This is a genomic window from Hyphomicrobium facile (assembly GCF_900116175.1).
GTDB lineage: Bacteria > Pseudomonadota > Alphaproteobacteria > Rhizobiales > Hyphomicrobiaceae > Hyphomicrobium_B > Hyphomicrobium_B facile.
On the sequence record NZ_FPCH01000002.1, the window covers coordinates 918,486 to 937,470 of the forward strand.

Consider the following 18,985-nt stretch of genomic DNA (forward strand, 5'->3'; position numbering starts at 1 on the left):
CATCGTCTTTCGTGCTGGTTCGATATGTCCAGCCGATAGATAGCGTCGACGCAAATTGCTCGCCGATTTAGAATTTGCTTCACCATATCACTCTCACACTGCACGTGGACTGCTTGCAGTGGGAATTGCCAAATGAGCTTCGATCCCGGAACAGAGCACCATAAGAAGAATAGAAACGTTCTCTCCTCCGGCGCATTGCCGAGCGATCTACAGCTTACTGTCGAGCAAGAACTCGCCGCGACGATCCTTTCGTGTACGCACGAAGCTGTCATCATAACCGATGCCAGCGGCACCATCATCAGCGCTAATGCGGCATTCTCGCGGATAACAGGCTACTCGGCTGACGATATCCGCAACCAGAACATGCGCGTTCTTCAATCCGGCATGCATCCAAAGTCGTTTTATGAAGGCATGTGGAATTGCCTCAAGGCAAACGATTATTGGCATGGCGAGATTTGGAACAGGAAGAAGAGCGGGGACATTTATCCGGCGCTGCTCACAATCAGTGCCGTCCGTTCCGAGGATGGCCAGCTGACGCACTATGTCGGCAGCAGCGCGGACCTCACTCCAATCAAATCATCGCAGCGGGAACTCGAGCGCCGTGCGCAACACGATGACCTGACCGGACTTCCAAATCGGCGCCTTCTCGCGTCGCGACTTGATCAAGCAATCGCGCGAGCACACGCCAATCAGTCAACGGGGGCCGTCATTTTCGTCGGTCTTGACCGATTTAAACTCGTCAACGACAGCCTCGGGCATTCCGCCGGAGACGAGGTTTTGATACGTGCGGCCGAGCGCCTTTCATCCTGCGTGCGAACCTCGGACATGGTTGCCCGGTTCGGCGGCGACGAGTTTGGGTTGCTTTGCGAAGGGACGCCACGCTCAATGCTCGGCGATCTCGTCAGCCGGATTTTAGATCAGCTCTGCCAGCCGTATTTTCTTTCCGGAGGACGGCAGGTGTGGCTCGGAGCGAGCGCCGGGATCAGCCTATTTCCAGATGACGGGCGGGATGCCGCGTCGTTGATACAGTACGCAGACGCGGCGCTCTATCACGCAAAGCGCGCCGGAAAGGGCACGTATCGCTTCTTCTCGACCCGCCTGACGGAAGCAGCCAACACACGGCTTTCGGCCGACCTGCAATTGCGGCAAGCGCTCGAGCGCGAAGAGTTCATTCTCCACTATCAGCCTCTCGTTTCGATGCCCGGCGGCAGGGTGACGGGTTTTGAGGCTCTCGTCCGCTGGAAGACTCCGGATGGCAAGGTCGTGCCGCCGGGGGATTTCATCCCGGCTGCCGAAGAGACGGGACTTATCGTTCCTCTAGGCGAATGGGTGCTTCGGACCGCGTGCCGCGATATGAAAGAGCTTCTTGCCGGCGGTGCGGACCTCAAGACGATGGCCGTCAACGTGTCGGCTCAGCAGCTTCGCCACGCCGGATTTGTCGATACGCTTCAAAGCATCCTGAAGGAATTCGATCTCAACCCTTCCGTCGTCGAACTCGAGATCACCGAAGGCACGCTCATGGGCCAAGGCAAAGCCCCTGTGGCCATCCTTCATGCTTTAAAGGCCTTGGGATTGCGCCTCGCCGTGGACGACTTCGGCACCGGCTATTCGTCGTTGGCGTATCTTCAAAAGCTGCCGATCGACAAGCTCAAGATCGACCGCAGTTTCGTTTCGGATTTGGAATCCGGAGGTGCCGCGCAGGCCATTGCCGCGGCCATCATCGGCCTAGGCCGGAGCTTGCGCCTCGAGGTTCTCGCGGAGGGCGTCGAAAACCGCTTCCAATTGGACTTTCTCGTGAAGAACGGATGCAGAGAAGCACAGGGATATTATTTCGGACTTCCTGTTCCCAAGGACGCACTGCCTGCCTTAGCCGCGATCAAGTGGAGGCGAGAGGCGACCGCTATGCGGCGTGCTGATTCACCGCCGGCAACACCGTATTCAAAGCAAGAAGGCTGATCATGCGGCCGTCGATCGGGATGACGCCACGCACGAACGACTTGGCCATGTCGGAGGCGACTTCAGGCGTAGGCTGAACTTGCGCCAAATCAATCGTCAGAATGTCGGAAACGCCATCAACGAGCAGGCCGATCACCTGCTCGCCCTGCTGAGTGACGACGATGGCGTGACGTGCGGTTGGCTCGGCAGGCGAAAATCCCAGCCGGGCCGCGAGATCGACTATTGGCAGCACGATGCCACGTAGGTTGACCACGCCGCACAGGAAACTCGGGGCATGGGGCAGCGGAGTTGCCGGTGTCCAGCCACGGATCTCCCGCACCGCCACCACGTCGATACCGAAGTCCTGGTTGCCTACGCGAAACGCCAGAACCTCGAGAGTTTTTGTTCCCTCAGTCATTTGGTTCTCGATCATTGTTCAGCCTCGGATCGGACTTCGATCAATCATGGTCATGCGTCGAGAAGAGTTAAAATTCCTCCCATCCTTCATCAGGCTTGCGCGCCGCGGATGAACCGCCAGGCGAGGACGGCGTTTTCAAAGCTGTCGCCCGGGCGTCGCGCCTCGACTTTGCCGCCCCGGGCTTCATGCTCGATTGCCGGGCCGCCGTCATTTGAGCCGACGTTTGCCTCAGCGCCATGATCGACGAGTTTTGATTGACCTTGAACTCGCTCATGAGGTCTGAAAGCTGGTTCGTCTCCTCCGTCAGCGAGTGGCAAGCCGCCGTCGTTTCTTCCACCATCGCCGCATTTTGCTGCGTGGTCTGATCCATGCTGGTGATCGCGGTGTTGATTTGCTGCAGACCGGTGGCCTGCTCTTCAGAAGCGCCGGCGATTTCGGCGATCATCTGATTGATGCCGACGACGTGGGAAATAATCTGCTCGAGAGTCTTGCCGCTTTCGGAAACGTAGCGTGCGCCCTGCTCGACCTGCCCACTCGATGTCGAGATGAGCGTCTTGATCTCCTTCGCGGCTTCGGCCGAACGCTGCGCGAGCGCGCGAACCTCAGAGGCAACCACAGCAAATCCGCGTCCTGCGTCGCCTGCGCGCGCGGCTTCGACGCCCGCGTTCAGAGCGAGCAGATTTGTCTGAAAGGCGATTTCATCGATCACACTGATGATCTGAGTTATCTGCCTTGAAGATTTCTCGATGTTGCCCATCGCATCGACCGCTTGGCGGACGACTTCGCGGCTCGATTCGGCGGCGTTCTTGGCTGCTGCGGCCGTATCGCGGGCATGGGCTGCGCCCTCCGACGACTTTTTGACGGTCATCGTGATCTCTTCGAGAGCCGCCGCGGTTTCTTCGAGGCTCGCCGCCTGCTGCTCCGTGCGGCGAGAGAGGTCGTCGGCGGCCGCCGCTATCTCGTGGGTTCCCGACGTCATCTTCTGCGAGCTTGCGATGACGGATTGCAAGGTCACATCGAACTGCTCGAGAGCGGCATTGAATTCTCTCTGCAGCTTGCGATAGGCGTCCGGAAGATCGTCGGTCAATCGGAACGACAGGTCCTTTGCGGCGAGTTTGGCGACAGCGGCCCCAATTGAATTGGATACCATGGCGCGTTCGCGTCCGATCGCCTCCTCTTCGGCCTTTCGCTCCGCCTCGCGTCTCGCCTGCTCTGTCCGAATGCGCTCGGCTTCGGCGTCCTCCTCGTACTTGCGTCTCGCTTCTTCGGCGGCCTCGGCATAGACCGAAATGGAGAAATCCATGTCGAGCATCATTGCCTTGACGAGCGCGCCTAGGCATCGCCCGACATCGTCGGCGTCGTTTTTCTTCCGGCCAAGCGAAAAGCCGGTGGGCCACATCTCGTTGACGACCGAACGAATGAGGTGTTCGACCACGATCGCATAGCCGCCGATATACCACCGGGGCTCAAGACCGATGCGGGCGTGCGTCTGGCCAACTCTACGCACATTGGAAACGTAGCGCGCATCGAAATCCGCATTGCTTATGGTTGCCCAGTGGTTGACCTGGGCCGTCTTGGCCGCAACCATGTGCGTGTCACTTTTGAAGAATTTCCGTGTTTCGGGAGTCTTGCGGATCGTTTCGTAAAACATGCCGAGCGCCACAGGCAGCTCGCGGTCGATGATGTGCTTAATACTGCGGATGCTTTTGCATCTCTGTTCGTCGAGTTGAATAAAGGACATGCGTTCGGCCAACCCGCCATCAGTTGCAGAAGCCGCGTTGTTATGCGCACCGTGACTCATATCGCCCCCCGGGTTTATGCCCAATGTCCGTTTGCAGTTCTCAATCTGATATCGCGCTCTATTGCCTTGTGGCTTCCCTCGCCCCGTGCATCAACAATTCGCCACGCATCAGTCGATTAGCCTCAGCACACGGATTGTGCGCTGATTTGCCCTTGAGCGCGTGCCGATAATGAGGATCGATAATATTTTGGTGGCGTTCGTTTGCGCCTGAAATGGAAGCCTGCGCGTTACGCAATCAGATGCTTTTTATTCGAAACTAACAGTAGGCGGAAAGAGGGGAGCGCAAGCACCTGCAGTCGCACAAACCCGCGAATCCATTCGCGGTGCGGTCCAACGGACCCGCGCCGCATTGCATGCGCGACCGAGACGCCCCGCGGCCAGTGTGGCCCTTGTCGAAGGCACTGACATCCGCCGCTCAATTTCCGGACCGCGCTCACCCGGCTTGTATGAGATCGCCTAGGCTGGAATGGCGCTTCGCTCGTGACGCAAACGGTTGCCGAGCGATATCCACCAGAAACCGTGGAGCAAAAGGTCGATTCCAACCACGAGGCCCAGAACCCACAAGCCGCTGACCGGCCATTTTGAAAGAATGACAAGGCCTGCTGCAATGCCGACTATCCCCGAGACCAGGAGCAGCCAACCGAACCATTGCCAGTACTCGACCGCCTGGACGATACGTACGGCGCCAGAGGCGATGAGCGACAGCGCGAATACCAGAGTGAGTATGATGGAGGCGCGTGCAGGATCGGTTACGAGCATCAGGCCGCAGAGGGCGTACAGAACGCCGATGAGGATCCTGAGAAAGAAGCCACGCCAATGCGGTGCCGAGAATGCCTGGATTGCCTCTGACACACCGGCGATGAGAAGCACGATGCCGATGACAACAGCGCTAATCACCGTGGCGGCAACGACGTCTCCCAACAGAAAGAGGCCGGCCACAACGAATACGGCGCCGAGAAGCATCGCTCCCCACCAGCTTGGAGTTTCTGTTCCCGAATGAGACTCTAGAGTTGGCCTGAATGTCATGGCTATCTCCTACGAACGAATAAAAAATGCCCGGTCGCGACCGGCGTCCCTGCTCGGCAGGAAACGCCGATCGCGTTCTTCAAAGAACGAACTCAATGGAGCGCGATAACATCCTACTTGTCCGGCGTGTCCGGGCTTTTCGGGCTAGTCATTTTCGGCACTTCGTTGCTCATTGAGTTCGTGGCGGGAAGTTTTCCTTCGTCGCCCATTCTATGAGACGTGCCTGTGGTGCCCGAGCTTGTGCCGGTACCAGCGCCCATTTCTGGAACTCGACTATTGACTGCGCCACCTGGCGGAAGCTTGCCTTCCTCGCCGAACGTGTGGCGCGCTCTGTCTGTGGTCGACTGATCTTCGGCAATTGCCAGTGTTGTCGCCGCGGATAAACAAAGTGCGGCGAATGCCGGAGCGATAACGTACTTCATCATATCTGGACTCCTTGGTGATCGGCGATTCCTCCAAGCGTCCCCCGTCTACTCACAGCATAGCGCGCCATGTACGCAAGCTGTCTTATGTTTGTATTTAAAAATCGCGATAATTTTTGATCAGTGCGGAGCGCATACCATTCCAAATCACGCGTCTCGGGCTGCATCGCTGATAGCGGCGAATTGTTAGCGTTAATCCAGTGAGCGGTTGGCAAATTAAAACAGCGAGCGTAATTCTCGCGTTATACGAGACTCTTTTTTCGTCAGACTATTTCGTCGAATTAGAGCGGCTGCCCAACTGCACTGACCGCATCTCGACTGACCGAATCCTACGCTTCCCAGATTTCTAGCCGATCCACGCGCTTGTTCTCACGAGGTGTCTCCCCAACCGCGAGGTATTCAAATGGAACGAAGAGCCTTCTTAGTCGGCACTGCGACTGCTGCTACCGGATTGGCTGCTCGGCCCGCCGCGTCTCAATCTCCTCCGGCTGCCGGCCAACCGCTTGCACCCAGTGACATCGAGGCGGCCGTCGCGCGATTGCGCAAGCAATACCTAGCCCAGTTCGATCCCGCGTACGTCGAGAATGTCATCGTTCCACATTTTCTCGTGAGCACATATCAGGGCGAGCGGCTGCATCTACCGATGATCGACGTGAAATTCACGAAGGAAAACGCCCTTCCCTATGACCTCTGGGGATTGCTGAGCGAAAGCTGGAAGCCTGCTCCGCAAGACGGCGTCACCGTCTTTCTTCAGGGACTTGAAAAGCGAGGCCCAGATAACCGCCGCAAGCGCATTTACATGTCGGCCCTGACTCCCGATTTGTATGGGCCGATGTACAGCGAGAAGGTCGACGCCTTCTTTGACAAGCTGCTCGACGAGCGCAACGCGAACCGGCCTCTCATGCGGCCGTATCTCGAAACGTATTTCGACCTCTACTGGGATTTGCATCTGGGCGTTAAGGGCGACGCCGTTCCGGCAAGAGTTCGCCAGATCGGAGAGAGCTTCAACACCGTTCTGGCGTATCGCGATCCGACGCAGAAGATCGTCTACGACAACTACATGGTCGTGCGTGAAAACCTCGCCTTTCTGAAATCGTGGATCGACCAGAAGATCACCGATCTCAACAGCGGCGCAACGGCCAATCCTGAGAAGACGTTCACCTACTATTGGATCAAGAACGCCGGCGACGGAGAACATTTTGCGCACCAAGATGTCGTCTTCGAAGTCTTTCACAACTTCGTGGCGCTGAGCCAATGGGGCAACACGCTTTACAACATCATGCTCAGGCTCGCGAAGGACAGCGGCGATCCTAATACTCAGGCCTGGTTCAAGAAGACGATGGAAGGTGATTTCGACAACGCCGGGAGCAACGCGTTCACACCGCTCGAGCGGTTCGTCATGGAATTATTCCGCACGATCACGCCGAACGGCGGAAGCATCTCGGCCATGAACGAGGTGAGGACGCCGCCCTATCAGCGATTTGGGTATGTCGTCAGCCCGCATTGGGACACGAGCTTCGATCCTGTGCAGTGGAAGAATCCCGATAAATTCGACCCCGATCGGTATATCGACGCGCCGACGAGTCATCAGATCAACGAAGCCAAATCCGAGCAAATTGGCTTTGCCAAATGTCCGTTCGACAGGACATCGTTCGAAGTTCGCGATGGCCGAAAGGCCACCATAAACAACAGCGCGTTTGGGACGGTCTACGGCATCGTAGAAAACAAGCCGCTGCCTGTGTGCGACCATGCAGGCTTTGCACCGTTTGGATTCGGCTATCGGCGCTGCCCCGGCGAGCAGCTGACCATTCAAGTCTTCGAGGACTTTCTGCGGAAGGTGTGGAAGAAGCGGATCGATTTTCAAAAGCTGGACGTCGCCAATCCGGAACCGCTTCCTATCGGTCCCACCACGGTCATCGCGGACAACGTCGGGTTTACCAGGATGGTCTAGCTCGAGGTATTGCAGGACATCGAGCGTTCCAACCATGTTAGTTTCGCGGCGCCACCGGTTCCTTACACGTTCGTATATGAAGAACGTCTAAAGGATGAACTGATTATCCGTCCGTGCGCGGAGGCGCGAATGCCGTCAGCACCGCGTGCGGACGGCATTCCAAACAGTCGATGCCAGGATGTTCAGCTAAAGGTCGGCCACTCGGAGATCAGCTGTCAACCGATGCGGTCATCGCCCAATTCCGGGGTCTGCTTTCCACCTCTTACTCCGCGGATGCATGTAAGCCCGGAAAATCCCGGGGACGAAGCGCGATACTCGCCAGCGTGTGCCGATCGAGTTCGTCAAGGAAGGCCTTTAGGGCATTGCGCAGCACGCGCTGCAGCTTGCAGCGTTGAGTAATGACGCACTGATTGCTGGTGCCAAAACATTCGACAAGCGCGAAGTCCGGCTCCGTCGCGCGCACGACATCACCCAATATGATCTCTGCCGGGGGCTTGCCAAGCCGGACGCCTCCCGAGCGTCCGCGCACGGGTTCGAGGTAACCGCTGCGTGTCAGGGCGCTCACGACCTTCATCAGATGCGCGCGCGAAATACCGTACGCGCGGGCCATCTCCTCGACTGTTACAACGCGCGCATCAGCGGCGTGCGCGAACATCAGCACGCGAAGCGCATAATCCGAGAAGAGAGTCAGCTGCATTTCGAGGCCTCACCAATTATTGATATCCCTTGATAGCATCTTTCGTTGACGTGCGATTGCTAAAAGATGCATTTTGCATGCATCTTAAAACAATATAATTGGGAGACAAGCAATGTTGAGATTTTTGTTCATAGGGACTGTCGCCGCACTTGCGGGAATCGCGCCAGTTCACGCCGACACCACCGCATCCAGCAAAGAGACTACGCCTGCTTACGCGCCTAACAAGACCTCCGATCGCACGCCGGATAACCGAGCTCCGGATCGCACTCCTGGGGCCTCCGCTACGGGTGCTGTCGGAACGGAGATCGCAAAGACGCCGGACGGCACATCCGACCGGACGCCCAGCAATCACTACAAGCCGCATGCTTTCTGAACCGTCGAGCGTGAACGCTGCACACTGCCTCTCCGCAGCGTTCATTCCGCCGAGTCTGGACGCAGTCAGAAAGACGAGACGCCAATGTCCAAACAACATGACTCCCGACGGAAAACTCGCACAGTGGAGAAACACAGTGACCTACAATCAAGCCCTGAAGTCCGAAGCTTTCCGACGGCGCTAAGTCGCTTCCCGGAGTTCCGGCTCAGGTCACCATTCCACTGGCCTGCGGCAAGATCGAGGTTGTGAAGTAGCTCCACGAGGTGTGCCATCGATGACATATGTCGTCACTGAGAACTGCATCAAGTGCAAGTACACGGACTGCGTGGAAGTGTGTCCCGTCGACTGCTTCTACGAGGGAGAGAACATGCTTGTCATTCATCCAGACGAGTGCATCGATTGCGGCGTGTGCGTGCCTGAATGCCCTGCCAACGCCATTTTTTCGGATGCCGAGCCGCAAGCAACCGAGGCATGGCTCTCACTCAATCGGCAGTACTCGGACGTGTGGCCGAACATCATAGCAAAAAAGCCTCCACTGCCCAACGCTGATGACGAAAACGGCCGCTTAGGAAAGCTCGCCGAACTGTCGCCAGAGCCGGCACCCGAGGCGGTTGGATGACGCTTGGGACATTGTTGTTGCCGCTGGAACGTAGCGGCTCAACAGCGTACTGTTCCTTAAATGGTCATAGCTGCGTTCGCGAGACGGAGGTGCGTCCCGGCAGGAACTATTCTATTCCGATTAGCGCTACGATAACTTCACGTTCTGACAGATGCGGAGGTTGATGCGATGTCCGAAACAGCGCAGCCAAGTGGGCCGGACTTAACGAAGGGCATCGCGGCCTCGGAGTTGCCCACCGGCGCGATGCTGCTCGGCCATGTCGGTGACGATGCGGTTCTGGTCGCTCGCCAGGGCGAAGAAATCTTCGCAATCGGCGCAATTTGCACGCATTACAATGGCCCCCTCGCCGATGGCCTTCTGGTCGAGGACACGGTCCGCTGTCCGCTGCATCACGCCTGTTTCAGCTTTCGCACTGGGGAGGCATTGCGCGCGCCGGCGCTCAACCCCGTTTCTTGCTGGCGCGTCGAGCGCGATGGCGACATGCTATTCGTGCGCGAGAAGATGAAAGTCGATCGCAGGCATGCGCCAAGCGGCGCCGACTTGGGCTCGGTCGTCATCATCGGTGGCGGTGCGGCCGGCAATGCCGCTGCGGAGATGTTGCGCCGTTACGGATATGACGGACGCGTCACCATGCTGAGCGCGGACGATGCGTTGCCTTATGACCGGCCCAATCTGTCGAAGGATTTTCTCGCCGGGACCGCCCCTGCAGATTGGATCCCGCTACGCTCGGCCGACTTCTACGAGAAGAGGAAGATTGACGTGCGCCTCGGTGCTCGCGTCGCTTCGATCGATACGACTGCCCGCATCGTGACGCTGGAGGATGGCGGACGCATCGAGTTCGATGCCCTGCTACTCGCGACCGGCGCCTCCCCGGTTCGACTCGATATTCCCGGCGCGGATCTCGCGAAGCTGCGCTACCTGCGCACGTTCGATGACAGCGTCGCACTGATCGACGAGGCAAAGACTGCTAAACGCGTCGCGGTGATCGGCGCCAGCTTTATCGGCTTGGAGACCGCAGCGGCGCTGCGCGAGCGCGGCCTCGAGGTGCATGTGATCGGGCCGCAATCGCGTCCGCTGGAACGTGTTCTCGGGCCGGAGCTCGGCGACATGATCAAGGCCATTCACGAGGAGCACGGCGTCAAATTTCACTTTGGTACGAGCGCGGCGGCAATCAACGAGAGAGGCGTCATTCTCAAGAGTGGAGAAGCCATCGAGGCGGATCTCGTCGTCGCCGGCATCGGCGTTCATCCCGATGTCGCGTTGGCGTCGCAAGCGGGCCTTCGTGTCGATAACGGTATAGTTGTCGATGAGTATCTGCGGACATCCGCGGACGGCATCTTCGCCGCCGGAGACATCGCTCGCTGGCCCGACCCGCATACGGGTTCTCCCATTCGCGTCGAACATTGGGTCGTGGCTGAGCGGCAGGGGCAAACGGCTGCGCGCAACATTCTCGGACAAAACGAGCGATTCGACGCCGTGCCGTTTTTCTGGAGCCAGCATTACGATGTTGCGATCCGCTATGTGGGTCACGCCGAACGCTGGGACAAGATTGAAATCGACGGCAACCCTGCGGCCCGCGATTGCATGGTCACGTACTTTCAAGCAGGGCGAAAGGTAGCGGTCGCTACGGTATCGCGCGATCTCGCGAACCTTCGTGCCGAGGTAGAGCTGGAGCAGGAAATCTTTTAGCGCGGCTAGCCGCAAGTACAGTCGATCTAACCCGTCAGTCCGGTTTTGCGTTCGATGACATCGATCGGGTTAGAGGAACCTTCCACAGCTCTCTCCTTGGCGCTGCGGTCAGCTTCATCATCCGCATAAAGGTTCTTGACCGCCTCTTCCTGAGCCTTGCTGACAGCAGCCTGCCGCTTCCGAGTTCGTTGAACTCCGTAGAATATCATAATGCCGAGAATGATAGGCGCCACGATGTAAGCCAAGACCTGGAACAGGTTGCTGACGCCTTGACTGGGTACGTCGGTCATTGCTCTGACTTTCGAAAGCGGGGCGATTTTGGGTAACCGTCGCTGGTGCCATGAGTTCCGTCATTATCGTCGACGCCCAGAGCGAAGCGTCACTGTTCAGCATGGACCGACCAGCATCCGGCGCGAAATGCATGATCGCGTGCTGAGCAAAAATCTCCAGGTTTTATTCAGAAAACATAAAGATGCTTGGCTAACACTGACCCCTCGCTTAAAGGCCCGGCACTCTGCGACAGGCTGCCGAACAGGCGGTACGCCAATCAGCGCCAAGAAGGGTGCTCGATCAGATTCAACCGAGCCAGAAGCCAAAATCGCGGCGCGGTACGAAGAGGCGAGCGCATCGCGAGATATGCTGTCCGGCCGCCGACCCGAAAACCATCGGATCAAAGCAACGAAAGGATCTCGTCATGAAACTGAGACACCAAGTTCCCTCAACACTGCGCAATGACATAACCCGCTCAGGCGCAGTCCTCTTCGGCCCCTTACACCGCGAGATCGATCGCTTGTTCGAAGATTTCTCGCAGGGTATCGCCTCGCAGCAGAAAATGATGCATCTGCTGCCAAACATAGATGTTGCCGAAAACAATAAGGAAATCGACATTTCCGTCGAGATGCCCGGACTAGAACGCAGCGATGTCGACATTTCACTCGAAGACAACGTGCTGACGATCCGAGGCGAGAAAAAGATGGAAACCCATCGCGACGACAAGAATGTTTATGTCAGCGAGCGGGCCTACGGAACGTTTCTTCGAACAATCGAACTGCCGGCTGGCGTCGATTCATCAAAGGTCAATGCGACGATGTCAGATGGTGTATTGAAGATCACCATTCTGAAGCCCGCCAACGTTGAAGCCAAGAAAATCGAGGTGAAAGAGGGCAAGAACGGCAAGCCATCTACGCGCGCTCAGTAAGTCACGCAAGTATACGACTACAGCGTGAGCACCTAAGCCCTGCCGCATTCCGGCGGGGCTTTTTCCCGGCAAGCGCGTGTTACGGAGCCGCCAACACACTGCCGACGTCGGTCTTCTTGGATCCTGGCGGCGGCGAAAATACAAAAGTATCCGGAGTGATATTGGGTGCCTTTTCCCAAGTAAATTCGTTGACCTGCGATGTCGCGGATGGATCGTCCACGTCGCCACTAACGAGCTTGCATGGCAGATGAGGCGCCGGCATTTCTAGCGACACATCCCATTTCTCAACCATCGATGTCATAATGAAGCGATCGCATTCGCGTCCGCCGACGGTTCCTGCACCCTTGGCGGTAATCTGGATAGAAGCTAGCCCGTCCGACGCCTGATCGAGCGCTGCGAAGAAATCGAAGATGCGCGCCTGAAAGCCCATGAGACCGGCAATCAAGGACATGTTTCCTTGAACTGTCGCGCGGGCCGCGACCTGCGCATACGTCTTCTGAGGAATGTTAAGAATCGTCAATACGGTGCCATCGGAGACGTATTCATAGGACGCGTTCTGGGCCGAAACCTCGATGCGAAACTGATTGGGCTTGCGGACCAGAAAGTGTGCCGACCCTTGCGATTCGATATTCAGGACATTGCTGGATGTGTGGAACGCAGTTTTAAAATCCATCGTCTGTTGGGCATCGATATAAGCTCGAAGCTCCTTGAGTGCCGGCGGAAGCGATGACGCGTCGCCTGGAGCAGACGGAACGTCTTTTACCGCCTCCGTCGCCGTCTGCGCCCCGGCCGGGGATACGATTAAGAAAAACACGACATAAACGAGCACGCGACTAAACATGGAACGACGCCCCAAATCTCTTATTGATATTTGCGCCAATTGCGAATTCAGCGCAGCTGCTCTGGCTACTCAAGAATGGCAGATGCGCATTAACATCGCTTAGATTTTGATTGTCTTCCGCAAACTTCTCGGCTTGTCGTCAATGCGATGTGAAAATCGCGCTTTACTATTAATCTGCATGCGTTCTTTTTAACCCCGACACCAAACGAACGCTCACGCGCGGGCCGGAACGCGGCGGCGGTTGCAGCATTAACAAGAGTTGGTTCTGCGCCCGCTCGGAGGGAACATGCATTTCCCAAAGATGCCTGTTCCCAGTCCTGATGTCTGGAAAGCCGGCCTACGCACGGCGGTCGCCGGTGGGCTCGCTTATGGTGTTGCGGAACTCTTCGCCCTACCCCAGGGCTATTGGGCCGTTGTAACGGCCGTTGTGCTCATGGCGCAGCCGCGGCTCGGCGCATCACTCAAAGCCGGCGCCGATCGCTTTCTTGGCACGATCGTCGGTGCATTGGCGGGCTTTTTGGTTGCCACGATAACTCCGTCGACGGTTCTCGGCACGGCGAGCGGCTTAGCCGTTTCCATTGGCATTCTCGGGATGCTGGCAGCGCGCGATTCAAGCTTCCGTGTTGCGCCAATGACTGCTGCGATTGTGCTCATTAGCCCAGCCAGCCATGCCGTGGCCTGGATCTCTGCGTTGCATCGCGTGATCGAGATTTTGATCGGCTGCATCATCGGCATCCTCGTGTCGCTCTTCGTCGCGCCGGCGCGGTCGGATACGGCAATGCGAGACGAGGCAAACCAAGCGCTGACCCTTCTCGCTAAACTGATATCGCTTTCCGTCGATCGCCTGGAAGGCAAGCCGGTCGACAACGAGATTTGGAAGGCGAAGAAAGATATCGACGGTTCCTATCGGAAGATTGAGACGCTCACGAAGGAAGTCGCGGAGGAGGAAGCCACCCATATTGCGCGAACCACTCTCGATCCCGCGCGCCTGCGGCATACTCTGATGGATCTGCGCTCGGCGGTATTCGTCCTTCGCAGCCTCTCGCGGAAGCCGTGGCCGGCGACGCTCGGCGACGCGATGATCGCCCCAACCCGCATGATCACGACTGAGATCTGTGACTACATGCTGGCGCTCGGAGCAGCCATTACCACCGCTCAGTCCGCGCCCTCCAAAGAAAATTTGAATACTGCATTTGTTACGTATTCTTCGGCCGCAGCTGCAGCTCTCGATGCGTGGCGAACAAGCGCCAGCGCGGAAGCGTCCGGTAAGGCCGGCAAATCCGCCCTGGCCGATCCGCCAGCTCTCGGCAAGTCCGGCCCCGACTACATTTCGAACGTCTCCTTTGCGCTGGAGCAGATTCGCTACGCGCTCGACGCGCTCGCCGACTGCGTCGATGGCCGTTCCGAAGAGGCGGCAAGTACATAACCACACGATAGTCCGAAGGAGATCACAATGACGGCTCTGGACGTGATGTGGGTTGGTCTTGGCGGCGGGATCGGATCATTACTGCGTTGGTGGGTTGGGCACGTTACTGGGCGCGTTTATCACGGCTCCTTTCCGCTCGGCACTTTTCTGATCAACATTACGGGTGCCTTCATCATCGGCTATCTGTCGGAACTCTTCTCCGTCGACTGGCGTGACCGGTACGGAGCAGCTTTGAATTCCGGTGTTCTGACAGGATTTCTCGGCGGCTACACGACCTTCAGCAGTATGGAACTCGATGCCGCCAAGCTCAACGGATCGAAAGGCGCGGGCTACGCCACGTACTATCTGGTGCTGTCGACGATCATTGGCCTGATCGCCGCGTGGTGCGGGTTCGCGCTCGCGCGTCTACAGGGATAAGGGAGACTGGCAATGATCAATGCCATCATTCTCGTATTCGCCGGTGGCGCGTTGGGCGCCATGCTTCGCGAGTTCATCATGTTGATGGTTCCACATGTGGAGGGCTTCCCGCTCGACATTCTGGTGGCCAATCTCATTGCTGCGTTTCTGCTCGGGTTGGTGACCGCGCTGCACAAGCGGGCAGTTTTAAACGGTGACGTCAACTCGATGCTCGGCACGGGCGTCATGGGTGGGCTGTCGACCTTCTCGAGCATGGTCTATGGCGCGCTCATTCTGATGATGACGTCGACGTCGGATCTGACGGTTGCCATCCTTTATCTCTTGGCCAACCTGATCCTAGGCTACATCGTCGTCATTCTCGGTTTGAAGCTCGGCGGCGACGGCGTGACACCAGCTCCGCGGCCCCGCATCGGGTGAGCGGCGTCACGCGGGTTTCGGCGGAGTGGGATCAGGCTTGGTATGAGCGTGCGGGAGTATCCAGGGCTCATCGACCGGCATGCATGTCGATTTGGCGATCAGGCGAATGCTCTCTTCGAATTCCGCGCGCAGCCTGACGAAATGGGAGCGGCACTCATCCCTATCGCTTTTCACCGGCAATCCTATTTCGACAAGCCTGTCGTAAAGGGTGTCGAAAGCCGCGATAAGCTTCGGATCGACACTCTGGGTCGACCAGGCATCAGCTGGAGTATGCGGATTTAGCTCCACGGCAATGTATTTGAGGCAGACGGTGCCGATCCGCCTGCAAATGCGCGCCGATTCCGTATCCTTGTCATGGAGGCAGGCCGCGAAGAGAGATGCGGAATCGAGTACGGCGGCGGCGGCGCCAACCCAACTCGCCCCGCGATAGATCGATGGTACGTAAGCAAGTATCGGCGCGATCGAATGCGTTTCAAAGACGCCGCGAAACCAGCTCTCCCATTCTTCCCAGACGCTGTCGTCCTTGAGGTGGCCGGTGCGATGCAGTGCTTCAAGCAGGCTGGATGTCGTGGGCCGGCGACCCGTCCGCGCGTAGAGCCAGCCGACCTTGCGCTCGCGGGCCTGGACGGCAGCCTGGTAGCCCGGAACGAAGGTGAACAAGAGGATGACAACGGCGAGCCCAATGCCAGCTTCGAAGATTGCGAGGTACTGACCGGGAAGATACGACGGTGTCTTGTAGCCAAGCGTGCTCAGGGCCGAGCCGCTGGAGCTAAAGTCTTCCGGAAATCCCGGCTCCAGCCTCAGCCCCCAGAGAATGAAGGTGAACGACATCTGGACAAGAAGGAACCAGCACACGACACAGATGAAGATGAAGACCGGCAGCACCCAGGCTTGCAGCCGTTGCGTTCGCGCATAGTCGCTATCTTTCCCTATGAGACTATAAATAAACGACACCGCCGCGGTGCGGGCGCTGATCTCAACGAAATCCGGTTCGCGCCGGTTGATGAGCATCACCCGGACGATCGAGCGAAAATAATAGAACACTCCAAGGGCGCCGATAATGACGGCCACTACGCGGAATACTGTATCCATCCGGATGCTCCGTGAACCGGACCGGCTCTTCCATTGGACCGTAGCGGGCCTAGGTTGGCGGCAGGTCCTGGGCCACCGGGTGTTTCGTGAAGATGCCGTTCTTGATCTCTTCGTGGGGGTGCGGTTTCAGCTTGGCCTTGGGCAGCAGGAACAGCCAAGTCGCGAAGACGAACGGCGCAGTAAAAGTCGGTATGCCGATCGGTGTCATCGCCGTATCGAGGGCGGCCTGAACGATGACGGTGAATATCGTTCCCAGCAGAGCATAGAGGGTGACGCGCCAAGACGGCGCGTAGAAGACGCAACCGAGCGCAACGGCTGTCAAAACGGGGCTGAAGCCATAGAGGCCATTAGCGATCGAACTCGGGCTGCCGCCGAAAATCAAGGCTATGATTATGCCGACTGCGGAGCCAACCAGGGCGAAGATGGCGGCGGCGCGGGAATTGATGAACAAGCCGATCACGACAAGAAGTCCGCTGATCGCATTGTTGATCAGGAAGACTTGCGCCGGTCCTTTGAACAAATACTCGAGGTAATTTCCCACCGTCGCATGAAGGTCTGTGACGTTGGCTGCTTGGGGGAGTGCTGGAGGCGACAAGCCCGCAATCGGAAGGCGATGGAAGGCATAGGCACTCAGCATCAGAAACCACGTTGTGAGGACGAACGGGAATGTGAGAGCCGGCACTCCCCATGTCTTCATGATGTTGGAAATCGCTAGCATAACGATAGTCGAGACAGCGGCGCCGATGATGAGCAGCAGCCACATCGTCCAATCGGTCCCGATGAAACTCGGCACGGCGGCTCCCACCAAAATTCCATTGAAGCCGAACAGCCCCTGCTTCAGCGATGGCTCATCGACATCGAGCAGGACCGCGGTGTAGGTCGCGATTATGAGTGCGATCGTGGCACCCACTGCGACCGCAATCTGCCCCGCCACGATTGAGCCCCACCAGATACCCGCCAGGAAGAATAATCCCGTCAGCGGATTGTTCTGGAAAATGACCTGGCCTGCACCGCGGAGGCATTGATCGATGAACCCAACGACGGGGCTGCGGTTCGCCATGTCATCCCACGCATTGATGTTCGTCGCGTTGGCCATGATCCACCTCTACGCCCAGAGGAATTTTTCCGGCGCGGGCACGCCGACGACTTGCTGGCGGACGCGCGACCAGAACTTCCGAATGGCTGCATTGACCGGCGCCGTCTCCATGCCGAGAACCTTGAATACCAGACCGGCATCGTTCGGCAGGCGACTGGCTCCGATTGCCAGGCGCTCCGCCTTGTCAAAGGCAGGATCTATGGCGTCGAGCAGGCGATCGGCGTGCTCCTTCGGGGTCAACACGATGACGTTTCCGAACACGTCGAACGAGCCCATCGCGCCTAAGCGCGAGACATTGGTCAGGACCGGCTCGATGATGAATTTTTCGGTGAAGAGCGATGTGCCGTCGGGGCGCGCCGCCGAGACAGTGGACGAGAATACGTCATACTGGAACAGCTCGCTCTTATGATATTTTCGCCCAGGCATCAGCACTTCCGAATAGATCAGCGTCGCCGTCGGATCGACCGAGATATGTGTGCGCTGAACGAAGCGGGAGTGCTTGTGAGGGATGATGGGAAACGGCATGTATTCGAGATAAGAATCTGCGCCCAGGGTCAGGTTTTGCGTCTGGGTCGCGTAGTTGGCATCCATCTCGTGAATGCGCGTCGCCGCCTGCGTATTGACGTGAGCTTGGGTTTTCGGCGCCATTTCGATCTCGACGAGATAGCGATCTCCCTGGAGGACGCCACCTGCATTGGAGGTGATGCTGACGCAGGGAAGCGCCGGCATTTCCTCATCCCAGTAGAGGGCCTGCTGAACGATCAGCGGCGCCCGCCGATGCAGTGTCGACAGCACCGTTCGTTCCGGGCGCGGCTCGAACCCAAGCCGCACCATGCCGACCTTACCGAAAGAGCCGCTGCGGAGCTGCGGTGGTTCGTTCTGGTAATTCGCCAGTTCACGCGCGGTGTCATGCACTTGCATCAAGCGAGCTGCTTCTGATCATTGACGTCGAACAGCACATTTTCCCGGATCAGTTCGACGAGGCCGGCGATGCCCTCATTGGTCTTACAGTTCGTGAAGACGAAGGGCTTTTTGCCCCGCATCATGCGGGAGTCGTCTTCCATCACTTGCAAGCTGGCGCCGACGTATGGAGCCAGATCTATCTTGTTGATGATGAGGATGTCCGACTGAGTGATGCCCGGACCGTTCTTGCGCGGGATTTTGTCACCGGCGGCCACGTCGATCACATAGATGAAGAAATCCACGAGCGCCGGGCTGAAGGTCAGGGTCAGATTATCGCCGCCGCTCTCTATCAGCACTATATCGGAGTCGGGAAACTTTGCTTCCATCTCCTCGACGGCGGCGAGGTTCATGCTGGGGTCTTCGCGCACGGCAGTGTGCGGGCAACCGCCCGTTTCCACGCCAATGATGCGCTCTTCCATCAGGATGCCGCGGAGGGTGCGCTGCACGTGCTTGGCATCTTCGGTCGTGACCACGTCGTTCGTGATGACCAGAACGCGGCTGCCCAATTTGACGAGAGCCGGCGTGATCGCTTCGATGATCGCGGTCTTGCCGGAGCCTACGGGGCCGCCGATGCCGATGCGGGGAATTTTTTTCATATTATTCG

At 57.9% G+C, this 18,985-nt stretch carries 20 protein-coding genes; 9 read left to right on the forward strand and 11 right to left on the reverse strand.

What is annotated here, in order from left to right:
* The first annotated feature begins 132 nt into the window (after positions 1 to 132).
* The gene (locus BM399_RS11205; RefSeq protein WP_092867779.1) at positions 133 to 1,956 is read left to right on the forward strand and encodes a putative bifunctional diguanylate cyclase/phosphodiesterase; all 1,824 of its coding nucleotides are present in this window, start codon (positions 133 to 135) and stop codon (positions 1,954 to 1,956) included.
* On the opposite strand, the gene BM399_RS11210 is transcribed toward BM399_RS11205, so the two are convergent.
* The 4 genes from BM399_RS11210 to BM399_RS11225 form a co-directional block, all read right to left on the reverse strand.
* Positions 1,901 to 2,353 carry a chemotaxis protein CheW gene (locus BM399_RS11210; RefSeq protein WP_092868185.1) on the reverse strand — a complete coding sequence of 151 codons (453 nt, stop codon included), beginning with the start codon at positions 2,351 to 2,353 and terminating at the stop codon, positions 1,901 to 1,903. The two genes, BM399_RS11205 and BM399_RS11210, sit on opposite strands and share 56 nt — an antisense overlap.
* Before the next feature lie 67 nt (positions 2,354 to 2,420).
* Positions 2,421 to 4,154 (reverse strand): globin-coupled sensor protein, encoded by a 1,734-nt coding sequence (locus BM399_RS11215; protein WP_092867780.1) that lies wholly within the window; start codon positions 4,152 to 4,154, stop codon positions 2,421 to 2,423.
* 456 nt (positions 4,155 to 4,610) lie between these two features.
* Entirely contained in the window at positions 4,611 to 5,180 is a 570-nt protein-coding gene (locus BM399_RS11220; RefSeq protein WP_092867781.1) for an HdeD family acid-resistance protein, read from the reverse strand.
* 113 nt (positions 5,181 to 5,293) lie between these two features.
* Entirely contained in the window at positions 5,294 to 5,605 is a 312-nt protein-coding gene (locus tag BM399_RS11225; RefSeq protein ID WP_244531197.1) for a hypothetical protein, read from the reverse strand.
* Between the two features lie 400 nt (positions 5,606 to 6,005).
* Between BM399_RS11225 and BM399_RS11230 the strand changes: the two genes are divergently transcribed.
* A complete protein-coding gene (locus BM399_RS11230) occupies positions 6,006 to 7,553 on the forward strand; it encodes a cytochrome P450 family protein (protein WP_092867782.1) in 1,548 nt (515 codons plus the stop codon).
* A gap of 262 nt (positions 7,554 to 7,815) precedes the next feature.
* On the opposite strand, the gene BM399_RS11235 is transcribed toward BM399_RS11230, so the two are convergent.
* On the reverse strand, positions 7,816 to 8,250 hold the full coding sequence (locus BM399_RS11235) for an RrF2 family transcriptional regulator (protein WP_092867783.1): 435 nt from the start codon (positions 8,248 to 8,250) through the stop codon (positions 7,816 to 7,818).
* A 112-nt stretch (positions 8,251 to 8,362) separates the two neighbouring features.
* Here BM399_RS11235 and BM399_RS11240 point away from each other — a divergent pair, with 112 nt between their 5' ends.
* The 3 genes from BM399_RS11240 (at position 8,363) to BM399_RS11250 (ending at position 10,931) form a co-directional block, all read left to right on the forward strand.
* Positions 8,363 to 8,623, forward strand: a complete 261-nt coding sequence (locus BM399_RS11240) for a hypothetical protein (RefSeq protein ID WP_092867784.1) — start codon at positions 8,363 to 8,365, stop codon at positions 8,621 to 8,623.
* A 274-nt stretch (positions 8,624 to 8,897) separates the two neighbouring features.
* Positions 8,898 to 9,242 carry a ferredoxin FdxA gene (gene fdxA / locus BM399_RS11245; RefSeq protein ID WP_092867785.1) on the forward strand — a complete coding sequence of 115 codons (345 nt, stop codon included), beginning with the start codon at positions 8,898 to 8,900 and terminating at the stop codon, positions 9,240 to 9,242.
* Positions 9,243 to 9,410: 168 nt separating this feature from the next.
* Complete coding sequence (locus BM399_RS11250; RefSeq protein WP_092867786.1) at positions 9,411 to 10,931, forward strand: FAD-dependent oxidoreductase; 1,521 nt, start codon at positions 9,411 to 9,413, stop codon at positions 10,929 to 10,931.
* A 26-nt stretch (positions 10,932 to 10,957) separates the two neighbouring features.
* Here the strand turns inward: BM399_RS11250 and BM399_RS11255 are convergent, their stop codons facing one another.
* The gene (locus BM399_RS11255; protein WP_092867787.1) at positions 10,958 to 11,221 is read right to left on the reverse strand and encodes a hypothetical protein; all 264 of its coding nucleotides are present in this window, start codon (positions 11,219 to 11,221) and stop codon (positions 10,958 to 10,960) included.
* A gap of 404 nt (positions 11,222 to 11,625) precedes the next feature.
* Here BM399_RS11255 and BM399_RS11260 point away from each other — a divergent pair, with 404 nt between their 5' ends.
* Complete coding sequence (locus BM399_RS11260) at positions 11,626 to 12,129, forward strand: Hsp20/alpha crystallin family protein (RefSeq protein WP_092867788.1); 504 nt, start codon at positions 11,626 to 11,628, stop codon at positions 12,127 to 12,129.
* Between the two features lie 79 nt (positions 12,130 to 12,208).
* Here the strand turns inward: BM399_RS11260 and BM399_RS11265 are convergent, their stop codons facing one another.
* Positions 12,209 to 12,970 carry a DUF2092 domain-containing protein gene (locus BM399_RS11265; protein ID WP_092867789.1) on the reverse strand — a complete coding sequence of 254 codons (762 nt, stop codon included), beginning with the start codon at positions 12,968 to 12,970 and terminating at the stop codon, positions 12,209 to 12,211.
* Between the two features lie 286 nt (positions 12,971 to 13,256).
* Between BM399_RS11265 and BM399_RS11270 the strand changes: the two genes are divergently transcribed.
* The 3 genes from BM399_RS11270 to BM399_RS11280 are packed head-to-tail and all read left to right on the forward strand — an operon-like array spanning position 13,257 to position 15,230.
* The gene (locus BM399_RS11270; protein WP_143117808.1) at positions 13,257 to 14,396 is read left to right on the forward strand and encodes an FUSC family protein; all 1,140 of its coding nucleotides are present in this window, start codon (positions 13,257 to 13,259) and stop codon (positions 14,394 to 14,396) included.
* 27 nt (positions 14,397 to 14,423) lie between these two features.
* Positions 14,424 to 14,813: a fluoride efflux transporter CrcB gene (crcB, locus tag BM399_RS11275; RefSeq protein WP_092867791.1), complete on the forward strand. Its 390-nt coding sequence runs from the start codon at positions 14,424 to 14,426 to the stop codon at positions 14,811 to 14,813.
* A 12-nt stretch (positions 14,814 to 14,825) separates the two neighbouring features.
* Positions 14,826 to 15,230: a CrcB family protein gene (locus BM399_RS11280; protein WP_092867792.1), complete on the forward strand. Its 405-nt coding sequence runs from the start codon at positions 14,826 to 14,828 to the stop codon at positions 15,228 to 15,230.
* A 6-nt stretch (positions 15,231 to 15,236) separates the two neighbouring features.
* On the opposite strand, the gene BM399_RS11285 is transcribed toward BM399_RS11280, so the two are convergent.
* Genes BM399_RS11285 through ureG form a run of 4 tightly spaced genes read right to left on the reverse strand, consistent with a single transcriptional unit; the run spans position 15,237 to position 18,977 of the window.
* Positions 15,237 to 16,322 (reverse strand): hypothetical protein, encoded by a 1,086-nt coding sequence (locus BM399_RS11285; protein WP_092867793.1) that lies wholly within the window; start codon positions 16,320 to 16,322, stop codon positions 15,237 to 15,239.
* Between the two features lie 49 nt (positions 16,323 to 16,371).
* Positions 16,372 to 17,418, reverse strand: coding sequence for an urea transporter (gene yut, locus BM399_RS11290; protein WP_092867794.1), 1,047 nt, complete (start codon positions 17,416 to 17,418; stop codon positions 16,372 to 16,374).
* Between the two features lie 9 nt (positions 17,419 to 17,427).
* A complete protein-coding gene (locus BM399_RS11295) occupies positions 17,428 to 18,339 on the reverse strand; it encodes an urease accessory protein UreD (protein WP_425284075.1) in 912 nt (303 codons plus the stop codon).
* The gene (ureG, locus tag BM399_RS11300) at positions 18,339 to 18,977 is read right to left on the reverse strand and encodes an urease accessory protein UreG (protein ID WP_092867795.1); all 639 of its coding nucleotides are present in this window, start codon (positions 18,975 to 18,977) and stop codon (positions 18,339 to 18,341) included. The genes BM399_RS11295 and ureG overlap by 1 nt, the downstream gene beginning before the upstream one ends.
* Positions 18,978 to 18,985: the final 8 nt, after the last annotated feature.